The organism is Mongoliimonas terrestris (assembly GCF_001927285.1).
Classification (GTDB): Bacteria; Pseudomonadota; Alphaproteobacteria; order Rhizobiales; family Pleomorphomonadaceae; genus Chthonobacter; species Chthonobacter terrestris.
Genome location: NZ_MSIG01000006.1, coordinates 124,923 through 137,519 on the forward strand (window position 1 = coordinate 124,923; position 12,597 = coordinate 137,519).

Annotated in this window: 13 protein-coding genes; 5 read left to right on the top strand and 8 right to left on the bottom strand. The window is 67.3% G+C overall.

The window, feature by feature from the left end:
- Positions 1-6 precede the first annotated feature (6 nt).
- From BUQ68_RS10550 to BUQ68_RS10575, 6 genes are all read right to left on the bottom strand, one after another.
- Positions 7-213: a DUF2160 family membrane protein gene (locus BUQ68_RS10550; RefSeq protein WP_075215929.1), complete on the bottom strand. Its 207-nt coding sequence runs from the start codon at positions 211-213 to the stop codon at positions 7-9.
- A 5-nt stretch (positions 214-218) separates the two neighbouring features.
- Complete coding sequence (locus tag BUQ68_RS10555; protein WP_075215930.1) at positions 219-1,055, bottom strand: carbohydrate ABC transporter permease; 837 nt, start codon at positions 1,053-1,055, stop codon at positions 219-221.
- Positions 1,055-1,936: a carbohydrate ABC transporter permease gene (locus BUQ68_RS10560; protein WP_075215931.1), complete on the bottom strand. Its 882-nt coding sequence runs from the start codon at positions 1,934-1,936 to the stop codon at positions 1,055-1,057. Before BUQ68_RS10560 ends, BUQ68_RS10555 begins: the two co-directional genes overlap by 1 nt.
- Positions 1,937-2,124: 188 nt before the next feature.
- Positions 2,125-3,567 carry an ABC transporter substrate-binding protein gene (locus BUQ68_RS10565; protein WP_075215932.1) on the bottom strand — a complete coding sequence of 481 codons (1,443 nt, stop codon included), beginning with the start codon at positions 3,565-3,567 and terminating at the stop codon, positions 2,125-2,127.
- 327 nt (positions 3,568-3,894) lie between these two features.
- Positions 3,895-4,818, bottom strand: a complete 924-nt coding sequence (locus BUQ68_RS10570) for an AraC family transcriptional regulator (protein ID WP_075215933.1) — start codon at positions 4,816-4,818, stop codon at positions 3,895-3,897.
- Between the two features lie 121 nt (positions 4,819-4,939).
- On the bottom strand, positions 4,940-6,631 hold the full coding sequence (locus BUQ68_RS10575; RefSeq protein WP_083656473.1) for a GMC family oxidoreductase: 1,692 nt from the start codon (positions 6,629-6,631) through the stop codon (positions 4,940-4,942).
- Positions 6,632-6,861: 230 nt separating this feature from the next.
- Here BUQ68_RS10575 and BUQ68_RS10580 point away from each other — a divergent pair, with 230 nt between their 5' ends.
- The 4 genes from BUQ68_RS10580 to msrB all read left to right on the top strand — a co-directional run bounded on the left by BUQ68_RS10580 (position 6,862) and on the right by msrB (position 9,662).
- Positions 6,862-7,641, top strand: coding sequence for a DeoR/GlpR family DNA-binding transcription regulator (locus BUQ68_RS10580; RefSeq protein WP_075216124.1), 780 nt, complete (start codon positions 6,862-6,864; stop codon positions 7,639-7,641).
- A gap of 54 nt (positions 7,642-7,695) precedes the next feature.
- Positions 7,696-8,790, top strand: a complete 1,095-nt coding sequence (locus tag BUQ68_RS10585) for an alcohol dehydrogenase catalytic domain-containing protein (RefSeq protein WP_075215934.1) — start codon at positions 7,696-7,698, stop codon at positions 8,788-8,790.
- Positions 8,791-8,892: 102 nt separating this feature from the next.
- Positions 8,893-9,135, top strand: coding sequence for a DUF2171 domain-containing protein (locus BUQ68_RS10590; RefSeq protein WP_075216125.1), 243 nt, complete (start codon positions 8,893-8,895; stop codon positions 9,133-9,135).
- A gap of 119 nt (positions 9,136-9,254) precedes the next feature.
- Positions 9,255-9,662 (top strand): peptide-methionine (R)-S-oxide reductase MsrB, encoded by a 408-nt coding sequence (msrB, locus tag BUQ68_RS10595; RefSeq protein WP_075215935.1) that lies wholly within the window; start codon positions 9,255-9,257, stop codon positions 9,660-9,662.
- A 177-nt stretch (positions 9,663-9,839) separates the two neighbouring features.
- Here msrB and BUQ68_RS10600 read toward each other — a convergent pair whose 3' ends face one another.
- Complete coding sequence (locus BUQ68_RS10600; protein WP_075215936.1) at positions 9,840-10,727, bottom strand: cation diffusion facilitator family transporter; 888 nt, start codon at positions 10,725-10,727, stop codon at positions 9,840-9,842.
- Between the two features lie 137 nt (positions 10,728-10,864).
- The gene (locus BUQ68_RS10605; RefSeq protein WP_175577783.1) at positions 10,865-11,734 is read right to left on the bottom strand and encodes a LysR substrate-binding domain-containing protein; all 870 of its coding nucleotides are present in this window, start codon (positions 11,732-11,734) and stop codon (positions 10,865-10,867) included.
- Positions 11,735-11,975: 241 nt separating this feature from the next.
- Here BUQ68_RS10605 and BUQ68_RS10610 point away from each other — a divergent pair, with 241 nt between their 5' ends.
- Positions 11,976-12,530: a cupin domain-containing protein gene (locus tag BUQ68_RS10610; RefSeq protein ID WP_139315203.1), complete on the top strand. Its 555-nt coding sequence runs from the start codon at positions 11,976-11,978 to the stop codon at positions 12,528-12,530.
- Positions 12,531-12,597 lie beyond the last annotated feature (67 nt).

Below are 12,597 nucleotides of genomic sequence, written 5' to 3' on the forward strand. Positions count from 1 at the left end.
ATACTCCTAACCGCGGGCGATGACGATGGCGCCGACGATGACCGACAGGACGGTTGCGACCGTGAGCGACAGGCTCGCCTCGAGAAAGCGCATCCAGAAGAGGTGGATGGCGACGAAGAGAACGACCGCGATGAAGCACCGGTCGAACGTGTTGGTGTGGATGGGCAGGAAGCCGCGGCGCGGCTCCGCCGGAAGATCGTTGAGGTCGGCCATGGGGCTCACTCCTTGACGGCGCCGAAGGTGAGGCCGGCCACGATGTGCCGCTGCACGAGGCCGAGCACCAGAAGGGCCGGTACGAGCGTCAGCATGGCGGTGGCGGCCATCTGGCCCCAGTTGGTGCCCGTGACCGTGACGAACTCGGCAAGGCCGGTGGTGACCGTGCGGGCGTGGACGGAGGTGAGGGTGGCGGCGAACAGGTATTCGTTCCAGGCGAACACCCAGGTGAGGATGCCGGTGACCGCAAGGCCGGGCTTGGCGAGCGGCAGGATCACCTTGGTAAGCACCTGCCAGGTGGTGGCCCCGTCCACATAGGCGGCCTCGTCGAGCTCCTTCGGGATGCCGTCGATGACGCTGCGGAGCGTCCAGATGGCGAAGGGCAGGTTGAAGACGCAGTAGAGGAGGATGAGGCCGATCCGGGTGTCGAACAGCTTGAAGTCGCCGAGCACGAACACCTGGGTGTAGAGCAGGAACAGCGGCAGCAGAAAGACGGCCGGCGGCGCCATGCGGTTGGTGATCGTCCAGAAGAAGACGTTCTCCTTGCCGCCGAGCCGGTAGCGGGAGAGGGCGTAGGTGGCGAAGAGGGCGAGCGTGGTCACGAGAAGCGCGTTCGCCGACGCCACCACGATCGAGTTGATCATGTAGCGCTGGAAGGCGGGGTCCTTCAGCGTGTTGATGTAGTTCTCCGTGAAGAAGCTGGTGATGAGGAAGTTCGGGCTGCCGAAGAGCTGCACGCGGCTCTTCGCCGAGACGACGAACATCCAGTAGATCGGCACCAGGGTGATGAGGCTGGAGACGGTCCAGAAGGCCAGGAAGGCGAGGGGGCGGTCGCGTCGCATCAGTCGACCCTCTTCAGGTCACGCCGGGCGACGAGCCCCGCGTAGAGCAGCCAGCACATGACGATGGTGAGATAGAGCGTGATCAACGACATGGACGATCCATAGCCGTAGTCGGTCTTGGGAAAGACGACGCGCCAGATGTGGAGGCCGATGTAGCGGGTCGCCGCGCCGGGGCCGCCGCCGGTCAGCATCCACACCTCGTCGACGGTGCGAAGGGCGTCCATCAGGCGGATGAAGACGGTGGCGAGGATGGCCGGCTTCAGGAGCGGCAAGGTGACGTGCCAGAAGATCTGGAACCGGTTGGCGCCGTCGATCTGCGCCTGCTCGAACGGCTCCTTCGGCAGCGAGGCGAGGGCGGCCAGCATGGTGAGGGTGACGAGCGGGGTCCAGTGCCAGACGTCCATCACCACGGTGGCGAGGAAGGCCTGGTCTACGTAGCGGCTGATGTTGAGGTCGTAGCCGAACCACTGGCGGAGATAGTAGGGGATGGGGCCGAGCCCCGGCACCAGCATCAGCCGCCAAGTGGCGCCGACGGCGATCGGCGCGATGACCAGCGGCAGGGTGTGGATGGTCCGGAAGAAGCCCTTGCCGGGGAAGTCCCGCATGAAGAGCTGCGCCAGGAAATAGCCGAGCAGGATCTGGCTGGTGACGGCGAAGAAGCCGAACTTCAGCGTCAGCCACAGCGAATAGAGGAACTGCTCGTCGAAGACGAGGCGGCGGAAGTTCTCCACCCCGTTGTACTGCATCGTCGGATCGGCCGCGAAGCTGTTCCACTGCGTGAAGCCGATGACCAGCACGTAGAGGAAGGGCAGCACGCCGAAGATGAAGAGAATGACGAGCGTCGGGGCCAGGAACAACCAGCCGACCGTGGATGAGCGCATGGATGGAGCTCCATGGGAAGCGGCGATCGGCCCTGGCCGGGGCGATGGCAGCGGGTCGGAACGAGCGAAGGGCAGGATCGGTCCACATGCCGGCGGCGGCGCGGGTCCGGTCGGTCGAAGGGGCCGCCGGACCCGAGGGGAGGGGTCCGGCGGCCAGGGCGGCCAGGGGAGCCGTCGGGAGGAACCTGTTACTTGCGGTAGCCGAGGTTCTTCAGCTCGGCGTCCACCGCGGCGGCGGCCTTGTCCAGGGCCTCGGCCGGCTGCAGTTCGCCGGTGATCGCCTGGTAGATGAAGGGCGCCATGGCCTCACGGGCCTGGTTGTGGAAGGGGAAGGGCGGCGCGCCGCGGAAGAGCGGGCCCTGGTCCTTCATGAGGGTGTAGTAGCCGTCCACCTTGGCATCCTGCTCGACGATCTTCGGATCGGCGTAGGTGGCCTGGTGCACGATGCGGCTGCCGGCGAGCGCCCAGTCGGCCTGCACGCTCTCCTCGCCGATGTACTGCAGGAAGAGGAGGGCAGCCTCCTTGTTCTTGGACGAATGCGGGATGCCGAAGGCGCCGCCGTCGTAGTAGCCGATGTAGCCCTCACCGGACTTGGCCTGGTCCATCACACCTTCGGCGACGGGCGGCAGGGCGACGCCCACCTTGCCGACGACGGTGGACTTGTCCGGGTTGGTGGCGATCCAGGCGGCGTTCTCGCCGTAGACGAGGCCCTGCGCGGCACGGCCGGCCGCGAAGGTGGCGGCGACCTCGTCCCAGGTCGACGAGGTGGATTCCGGCGGCGCGAATTCCAGATTGCCGACCCACCAGGCGAGCGCCTCCTTGGCGACGTCGCTGTTCATCTTGCCGCCGTTCTCCACCGAGGCGGCGAAGGTGGTGGTGTCGATGCCCCAGTTGTAGACGCCGTAGGTGGGCAGCACGCTTTCGATGAACTCGTAGACGGAAGCCGGGTGGCCGGACGAGGCCTGCACCGTGGTGCCCCACATCTCCATGCCGTTCGCCTGGGCGTGCTCGGTGAAGAACTGCGCGATCTGGCGGTATTCGGCGTGGGTGGTGGCGGGCTTCAGGTCGGCGCCGGTCTTCTCCTTGTAGGCCGCCTGCACGGCCGGATCCTCGAAGAGGTCCTTGCGGTAGAGGTAGACCTTCACGAAGGCTTCCATCGGCACGCCGAAGATGTCGCCGTCGGCGTTTTTGAAGTTGTCGATGAAGGTGGTGAACTTGGTCGCGTCGAAATCCGGAGACTTCAGGCTCTCGTTCTCGGCCAGCATATCGGTGAGGTTCACCAGGAAGTCGCGGGCGAGATAGCTGTAGATGATGTCCTGCTCGATGTAGACGAAGTCATAGATGCCGGTGTTGGCCTCCATGTCCTTGATGGCCTTGTCGTACATCTGGTCCCAGGAGGTCGCCTCGAACTCGACCGTGATGCCGGTCTTCTCGGTGAACTGGGGGGCCAGCACGTCCTTGACGTAGTTGGACGGCGGCGTGCTCTCCGAGATGCCGCGGATGGTGGCGCCCTGCAGGTCCTTGGCCGCGTCGGACCAGAAGTCCGCGAAGGCCGGAGCCGTGCTCGTCATCAGCGCCGCCACGAAGACGGTCGCCACCAGGCTTCTGCCCGGAATGTTGAAATGCTTCATGTCCACATCTCCTCCCAAAGATCGGTCGTCGTCGGCTTGCGACTGGCGCACGCATCCTCGGTCCGCCCCGATCATGGGGAGGCGTTCGGGCCCGATGGTGTCGGGCCGGTTCGGGAGGCGTGGTCGTCGTCGTGTCGTCCGGGGCAGTCCCGCCCGGTTCAGCGATCCGCCGCGCCGGCGATCGGCCGACGTGCGCGGCGGTCTGGCGTCCTTCGGGTCCGCCCTGGCCCGCCGCGCGGGATCTGTGATGAAATCTACTCTCCGTGAACATGGATCACCACGCCTCGGCGATCCGCGTTCTATACGTTTTTTGCCGTGCCGCCGGGTTCAGGCGGCGCCCTTCAGGGCGGGCGCCGCCGCCGGGATGGCGGAGGCGATGCGCCGGGCACTGCGGCGGTAGGCGGATGGGGTCTGGTCGCAGAACTTCACGAACTGGCGGTTGAAGTTGGCGATGTTGTTGAAGCCGACGTCGAAGCAGATCTCGGTGATCGGCGCGTCGGTCTGCGACAGACGCGTGCAGGCCGAATAGATCCGCGTCCGGTTGATGAAGCGGGCGAAGGTGTGCCCGGTCTGCTTCTTGAACCAGCGGGAGAAGGCGCTCTGCTCCATGCCGCATAGGTCCGCCACGGTGCCGAGGCGAATTTCGCCGGCGTAGTTCTTGGCGATGTAGGCGAGGGCGATCTCGATGCGCTCCTCGACCTGCGTGCTCGGCAGCGCCGGGGTGCGGCGGGAGAGCGTCGCCCGCTCAGCCGGGTTCGCCGCCAGCGTGGCAAGGAGATCGAGGAAGAGCACCATCCGGTTCGGCCCTCGCGCCTGACCGATCTCCGCCAGCAGCTCCGCCCCGCGCCGGGCGGTCTCGCCGGAGAAGACGAGGCCGTAGGCGGCTTCCGCCAGGAGCGAGCGCACGTCCTCCAGTTCGGCGAAGTCGCCGAGGATGCGCGCCGCGAAGGCGGAGGAGAACTGGACGAGCATGTCGCGGTCGGGCACCACGGCGCCGTGCGGGATGTCGCTCACCCAGTTGTGCGGCACGTCAGGGCCGGTGAGCACCAGGCAGCCGGCCTGGAAGGGACCCACGTGGTCGCCGACCATCATGGTGCCGGCGGAGTCCTGGATGAGGTGAAGCTCGTACTCCGGGTGGTGATGCCATTTGGCCAGGTGGTGCGGATAGTCGTGCACGTTCCACCGGAAGGACTCCGATGGTCGACAGACGATGACCTCGTGGTGTGGCACGAGCGTGCGGACCATACCCATGTGTAACCTCCCATCCGTCTCGGCCGATCTGCGTCGGCTTGTCCGGTTGTGATTCGATCTTGCCCGAGCCGCGCCCGAACTCAATCGATTAAACTGTCATTCCGTGCGGTTTTTCCGCTGCTCAGCCGGTTCGCGCCTCCTGTCCGACGCCACGGGGAAAGCGCGTCGCGGCAACGGGCGCCACCGCCTCGCCCCTTCCGGCCGCAAAGGCTGCCGCCCGGTGGCCGAGCATGATGGCGGCCGCGTTGGTGTTTCCCGACGGGATGGCCGGAATGGCTGCACAATCGATGACGCGGAGACCCGCGACCCCGCGAACGGCAAGGCGGGCATCGAGCACGGCCAGCGGATCGTCGTCGCGGCCCATGCGGGCGGTGCCGCACGGGTGGTAGTTGGTCTTGACCGTCTTGCCGCAATAAGCGGCGAGCGCAGCGTCATCCGTGAGAGGCGAGCCGGGAAGGAGTTCGGCGGCGATCTTGGGGCCGAGCGGGCGAACCTCCAGCAGGCGCCGGGCGAAGCGGATCGACGCGATGGTGAGGCGGAGGTCGTCCGGATCGCCGAAGAAGTTGCTGTCGACCACGGGCTTCGCCGCCGGATCGGCGGAGGCGAGCCGCACGCTGCCGCGCGCCTTGGGGCGGAGGAGGCAGGACGTGAGCGTGATGCCGTAGGTGGGCTTTGCGGACGACACGTCGCGGTCGAGGTAGACGATAGGGCAGCAGTAGAGCTGCACGGTCGGCCGATCGCCGCCGTCCGGATCGTAGAAGAGGCAGCTCTCGATGCCGGTGGTGGTGACCGGCCCTGTGCCGAAGAGTGCGTACTGGAGGCCGTTGCGGATCATGGGCCAGCCGCGGTCCTCGCCGAAATAGCCGCTGCGGCCCTTCGTGGTGGCGATGGTCGGGACCTCGTGGTGGTCCTGCAGGTTGGCGCCGACACCGGGGAGGTCGACCTCGACCTTGAGGCCGTGCGACCGCAGGTGATCCGCCGGGCCGAGGCCGGAGAGCATCAGGAGCTTGGCGGTGTTGTAGGTGCCGGTGGCGACGAGCACCTCGCGCCCGGCCCGCACGGTCCGCTCCTGGCCGTCGTGCCGGTAGACGAGACCGACCGCCCGGCCGTTCTCGATGAGGATGCGGGTGACGAGGGCGTCCGTGACGACGGTGAGGCGCGGGTCGGAGCGGACTTCGGACAGGAAGGCCGTCACCGCGTCGCTGCGCTGCATGCGGCCGTTCACCTTGCCCATGGTGTGCTGCATGACGCCGACGCCTGCCTGCCGGGCGCCGTTGAAATCCGGGTTGTACGGGATGCCTATGCCCTGGGCGGCGAGGATGAAGTCCTCGGTGGTGTCGCAGAGCCGTCCCGGATCGGAGACGAGAAGCGTGCCCTCGATGCCGTGGTAGGCGTCGTTGAACTTGGTGTTCCGCTCCACGGCCCGGAAGTGGGGCAGCACGTCCGCATAGGACCAGCCGGCGTTGCCGCCGAGGAGGGCGTCCCAACCGTCGTAGTCCTCCCGCTGGCCACGCATGTAGACCATGGCGTTCACCGCGCTGCCGCCGCCGAGCACCTTCGCCTGGGGCACGATCGGCGCCCGGCCGCCGAGGCGCGGCTGGGCGACGGTGGTGTGCATCTCCAGGAAGGTGTCGCGGGCGAGATACCGGAGATAGCCGGCCGGCATGCGCATGATCGGCGCGGTGCGGGCCGGGCCGCGTTCGATCATGAGGACGCGGGCGCCGAAGTCGCGCACAAGGCGCATAGCCGCCACGCAGGCCGACGATCCGCCGCCGGCGATGACGAAATCATACTCCCGTTCCGGTCCGGACATGGCCTACCCGTCCTTCAGTGCAGCCACCCGGGCGATCGCCGGGGCTACGGAAGACGACGACAGGGTAGGGGGGAGTTGGCTGAGTGACTACGATCATTCTGGTACAGACCTGTACTTTCTTGGCCGGGCATGCCGAGAAAGTATGGGTTTCGATACGCACCGATGATTGCGCGTGATCACCGGGCTGTTAGCCTTCGGGCAGGATCGAGGTTGGGACGATGGCGAGCATCGTGAGCGAGACGGAGCGGCAGGAGCTGATCAAGGAGGTGCTGAAGGCGCAGCCTTTCGTCACCGTGAAGGATCTCGTGTCGCTCACCCATGCCTCGCCGGCGACCGTGCGCCGCGACATCGACAAGCTGAACGGCCTCGGCGAGGTGCGCAAGGTGTTCGGCGGCATCGCCTCCGTTGAGCCGGCTGCTGCCCGCGAGCGCCTGTCGGCGCGCCCGTTCGACGAGAACCGGATGCTGGCGGTGGACGCCAAGAAGGCGATCGCCGAGGAGGCGGAGCGGCTCTGCCGGGACGGCGACAGCCTGATCATCCACGGCGGCACCACCTGCTACCTGTTCGGCACGCTGATCGCCCGGCGGCCGCTGAAGGTGTTCACCAACTCCATGCCGCTTGCCGCCCACCTCGCCGAGGCCGGCACCTGCCACCTGACGGTGAGCGGCGGCGAACTGCATCGGGAGCCGGGCATCCTGCAGTGGCTCGTGGCCGAGCCGCCGCCGGTGTTCGCCTCCAAGTTCTTCGTCGGCGCTCAGGGCATCGGCCCGGCCGGCGTGATGGAGTCCCATCCGCTGCTGGTGCGGTCCGTCGAGATGCTGCTCGGCTGCACCGACCAGGTGGTGGTGCTCGCCGACAGCCGGAAGTTCGCCATCCGGCCCCGCCACGTGGTGTTCGGCCTCAGCCGGATCGGCACGCTGATCACCGACGACGGCCTTGCCGACGCCGACGCCCGGATGCTGGCGGACGAGGGCGTGACGGTCGTCGTCGCCCGGACCCGCGAGGTCTGAGCGGATCCGCCGAAGGTGCGGATCCGCCTTCGAGAAACAATGGGAGGATGCCTCATGCTAAAGAACGCCATCGAGCTGCCGAAGACCATGGCCTCCGTGGTCTGCCACGGCCCCGAGGACTACCGGCTGGAGGAACTGCCGGTGCCGACGGTCGGCCCCGGCGAGGTGCTGGTGAAGGTGAAGTCCGCCGGCATCTGCGCCTCGGACCTGAAGTGCTATCTCGGCGCGCCGCTCTTCTGGGGCGACGCCACCCGCAAGGGTTACTGCGAGCCGCCGATCACCCCCGGCCACGAGTTCGTCGGCGAGGTGGTGGCGCTCGGCGAGGGCGCGGGCGAGAAGTACGGGCTTGAGATCGGCGATCTCGCCGCGTCCGAGCAGATCGTGCCGTGCTGGCACTGCCGCTTCTGCATGACCGGCAAGTACTGGATGTGCCAGCGGCACGACATCTACGGGTTTCGCCAGAACACGCCGGGGGCCATGGCGGAGTTCATGTGTTTTCCGGCGGGCGCACTGAACCACAAGGTGCCGAAGTCCATCCCGCCGCACCACGCGGTCTTCATCGAGCCGCTGGCCTGCTCGATCCACGCGGTGCAGCGCGGCGACATCGAGTTCCAGGACGTGGTGGTGATCGCGGGCGTCGGGCCGCTCGGGCTCGGCATGGTGGCGGCCGCCAAGATGAAGGGGCCGGCGCTCCTCATCGCGGTGGACTTCAACGACCAGCGGCTGGAGATGGCCAAGCGCTGCGGCGCCGACATCGGCCTCAACCCGGCCAAGGTGAACGTGGTGGACGAAGTGCGCCGGCTGACCGACGGCTACGGCTGCGACGTCTACATCGAGGCGACCGGCCATCCGCAGGCGGTGATCGACGGGCTGCAGATGATCCGCAAGCTCGGCACCTTCGTGGAGTTCTCCGTGATGCGCGAGCCGGTGACGGTGGACTGGACCATCATCGGCGACACCAAGGAGCTGAATATCCACGGCGCCCATCTGTCGCCGCACGCCTATCCGGTGGCGATCCGCATGCTGGAGCAGGGGCTGCTGCCGATCGACGAGATCGTCACCCACCGTTTGCCGCTCGCCGATTTCCAGAAGGGCATCGACATGGTGGCATCGGGCAAGAGCTCCATCAAGGTGACGCTGGAGCCGTGACCGGAGCGGGCGGAACGGGCGCATCGCGCGCCGCGTTGGGCTGGCGACCGAGGCGGGCACGTCGGGTGCCCTGCCCAAGCACGAGAGGCCCAAGTCATGGCGATCAGCGATCCGTCCGTCATTCGCGAGCATCTGGAAGTGGTGGGCTCCGACGGCGGCCATGTGGGGACCGTCGACGGGGTGGAGGGCCAGCGGGTCCGGTTGACCAAGTCGGACCCGGCGTCGGGCGGCACCCATCACTACCTGCACCTCGACGTGGTCGACCGGGTGGACGGCGACCGGGTGGTGCTGACCCGCACCGCCGCGGAAGCCCGGGACGAGTGGGGCGTGAAGTCGGTCGGCTGACACCCAGCATGAAAGGTCGATGGCCGGCTGCCGCTCACATCCGCGCCATCGGCCTTCCGTTCAGGCGGCGGGGCCGCTATCTCAACGGCTGACGCTCATCGCCCGCAAGGAGACGCCCCATGGACGCCAAGACCTATCCGGTCACACGCAGCGACGCCGACTGGCGCGCGCGGTTGACGCCCGAGCAGTACCGGGTGATGCGCCAGCACGGCACCGAGCGGGCGGGCACCTGCGCGCTCCTCCACGAGAAGCGGCCGGGCACCTTCTCCTGCGCCGGCTGCGACAGCCCGCTGTTCGTGGCGACCCGCAAGTTCGAGAGCGGCACCGGCTGGCCGAGCTTCGACACGCCGGTGCCGGGCTCGGTGGAGACCTCCACGGACCGCAGCCACGGCATGGTCCGCACGGAGGTGAATTGCGCCACCTGCGGCAGCCACCTCGGCCACGTCTTCCCGGACGGCCCCAAGCCCACGGGCCTGCGCTACTGCATCAATGGGGTGGCGCTGACCTTCGAGCCGGACGCGGGGTGAAGGGGGGCGGTTTTCGGCCGGTTGCCGTTCTCGTCGTGGTCCGGTTCAGCCGGACCAGCTACGCTTCACACCGAAGCGCGGCCGGGATGCGTGGGTGATCCGCCTTCGCGGACCATGACGATCGAGGAGGCGGGGGTCGGCGTCCAGCTTCATTGATGCTGACACAGCTTTGCCTCGTCACACCACCACGATGCCCGCATGCTTGGCCTTGGCTTCCGGCTCCACGTGGATGGTCACGACGGCGCCGCTGATGGCGTCCTTGAGGGCGTTTTCGATGCGGTCGCAGATGTCGTGGGCTTCGGCGACGGTTTTCGAGCCGGCGACCACCAAGTGGAAGTCCACGAAAGTGACAGGGCCAGCGTGGCGGGTGCGGACGTCGTGGGCCTCGATGGCACCGTTGGCATTCAGCGCGATGATGGCGCGGATCTTCTCCAACTCCTCGGGCGGGGCGGCGGCGTCCATCAGGCCGCCGATGGAGTGGGAGACCAGCATCCAGCCGGACCAGAGAATGTTCACCGCCACGAGGAGCGCAAGGAGCGGGTCGAGCACCGCCCAGCCGGTCGCCGTGGCGAGACTCACGCCGGCGAGGACGCCGATGGAGGACATGACGTCCGTCATCAGGTGGCGCCCGTCGGCGACGAGCGCGGGCGAGCGGTAGCGCTTGCCCTGACGGAGGAGGATCGTGGCCCAGACGGCGTTGAGGATGCTCGCGACGCCGTTGATGGCCAGGCCGAGCATCGGCGCCTCGATGAGGCGCGGCGCCTGATAGGCGAGCCAGGCCTCGCGCACGATGGCGAGCGCCGCCACCACGATCAGCACACCCTCCAGCACGGCGGAGACGTATTCCGCCTTGTGGTGGCCGTACGGGTGGTTGGCGTCGGGCGGAATCGCGCTGAGGCGCACGGCGACGAGGGCCACCACGGCGGCGGCCACGTTGATGATGCTCTCCAGAGCGTCCGAATAGAGCGCGACGCTGCCGGTCACCGCGTAGGCCGCATACTTGAGGCCCAGAACTACGATCCCGACGACGAGGCTGCCGTAGGCCAGTTTGATCAGCCGATCCATCGCGGGCTCCCCAAGTGCGCGCGGCGGTTCGATACAGGATACGGCGGGGGTAAGCCAGGACAATGCGTCCGGCACGGGTGTCAGCCGGCCGGGGCGGGCAGGCGGCGACGTCCACATCGGCAGGTGGATCCAGACGCTTAGGCCGTGCGGACCGAGCGCCGGATGATTTCCACAGCCGGGACGAGACTCGACCGGATTTCACGAGCGAGGGCGTTCGCCTGCGGCGAATCGAGCCCCGCCGACCGGAGGAGCACGATCGGCAGATCGGGCAGGTCCGGGAAGCGGTCGTTGTCGTCGATCACCATGAGGTCGGGCGGCACCGAGCAGCGGGCGAGGGCTGCAACGCCGAGACCGGCGCGCACGATGGTCAGGAGCCCGGCGACACTGGGGCTGGAGTAGGCGAGCCGATGCGGCCGTCCGCTGCGCGTCCACGCTTCAAGGGCCGCCGCGCGCCCGCTGCAACCCGGCTGGAACAGGGCGAGCGGGGCCACCGGTTCCAGGTGCGCGGTGTGGTGAGGGGACGTCACCCAGACGGTCGGCTCGTGGTAGAGAAATTCGCTCTCCTCCATGCCGGGGCCGCGGGTGACGAGGGCGAGATCGATTCGGCGGTCCTGGACGAGCTTGGCGAGGGACCCGCTCGGCTCGCAGGTCACCGCCACCTCCACGTGCGGATGCAGCTTGGCGAACCGGTCGAGCGCCCGCGGCAGCAGCGTCCCCACATAGTCTTCCGGCGTTCCGAGACGGATGGTCCCGGACATCTGGGCGAGGCCGAGCACCCGCCATGTCTCGTCGTGCACTTCAAGAAGTTTGCGCGCCTGCGCCAGCAGCACCTCGCCGCGGTCCGTCAGCGTACGGCGCCGCCCGTCGCGTAGGAAGATGGGCGAACCGCCGACCAGCTCCTCCAGGCGTTTCATCTGCATGCTGACCGCGGATTCGGTGCGGCCGATGCGAGCCGCGGCGCCCGCGAACGTGCCGGTCTCGGCAATCGCAACGAGCGTGGACAGCAACTGGAGATCGATAGGGTCAGGCGAGCCATGCATGCATATACTTAAGCAAGCGTGAAGTTTCTGATCAACTGAATTCATTTGATCGCGCTGGGGATGTGTTTTTTAGTAGATATAGCCAAGCGATCACGAGCAGGTTTCTCGGCTCTTTCGGTTGGCTTTTGCGGTTAGACTAAAGAACTTCCGGCGCCGGTTTTTCTCCCTGACAAGCAAATAATGAGTAATAAATCCAGAACACTCGTTCGTGGAGGGCTCGAACTTGTCTAACATGCATCATTTTCGGGAGAATCCGTTCAAGAAGTTCGCGGCTGGCGACTTCTTTCGCGCGAATGCGAAGAATTTTCCCGTCCTGAAGGGGCTGGCGGTGCAGGGGCTGGATCTCGAGCCCGGCGCGGTGCGTGAGCCCCATACCCATCCGAACGCCGACCAGCTCGACTATTGCATCAGCGGCACTGGACGCGTGGGAATCGTCGGCCCGGACGGCGAGACCCACTACCTGGACCTGTCCCCCGGCGACATCTCCTTCGTGCCCCAGGGCTTCCTGCACTGGATCGAGAACACCGGGACCGAAAAGCTCTGCTTCCTTGTGGTGTTGAGCCACGAGGAGCCCCAGACGATCGAGCTTTCGGAAATGCTGTCCGGCGTGCCGAACGCGACGCTCGCCAACATGTACGGCGTGGCCGAAACGATCTTCGAGGCGATCCCGAATCGCACCGTGGTGATCGGCGGCGGCGACACCGACACGCGTGTGGAGATCGACGACGGCCGCACGGCCGTGCGCATGGAAGCGGCCGAATAACGCACCCCGTCAACGCGGCGGCCGGTCCCCGACGGGGACCGGCCGTATCCGTCCGTTCAAGGCAGAT

Bases quoted from the DNA above. Each gene is read 5' to 3' on its own strand.
- BUQ68_RS10555 (WP_075215930.1), bottom strand. From the start codon at position 1,055: ATGCGACGCGACCGCCCCCTCGCCTTCCTGGCCTTCTGGACCGTCTCC.
- BUQ68_RS10585 (WP_075215934.1), top strand. From the start codon at position 7,696: ATGCTAAAGAACGCCATCGAGCTGCCGAAGACCATGGCCTCCGTGGTC.
- msrB (WP_075215935.1), top strand. From the start codon at position 9,255: ATGGACGCCAAGACCTATCCGGTCACACGCAGCGACGCCGACTGGCGC.
- BUQ68_RS10575 (WP_083656473.1), bottom strand. From the start codon at position 6,631: ATGTCCGGACCGGAACGGGAGTATGATTTCGTCATCGCCGGCGGCGGA.
- BUQ68_RS10570 (WP_075215933.1), bottom strand. From the start codon at position 4,818: ATGGGTATGGTCCGCACGCTCGTGCCACACCACGAGGTCATCGTCTGT.
- BUQ68_RS10600 (WP_075215936.1), bottom strand. From the start codon at position 10,727: ATGGATCGGCTGATCAAACTGGCCTACGGCAGCCTCGTCGTCGGGATC.
- BUQ68_RS10560 (WP_075215931.1), bottom strand. From the start codon at position 1,936: ATGCGCTCATCCACGGTCGGCTGGTTGTTCCTGGCCCCGACGCTCGTC.
- BUQ68_RS10550 (WP_075215929.1), bottom strand. From the start codon at position 213: ATGGCCGACCTCAACGATCTTCCGGCGGAGCCGCGCCGCGGCTTCCTG.
- BUQ68_RS10565 (WP_075215932.1), bottom strand. From the start codon at position 3,567: ATGAAGCATTTCAACATTCCGGGCAGAAGCCTGGTGGCGACCGTCTTC.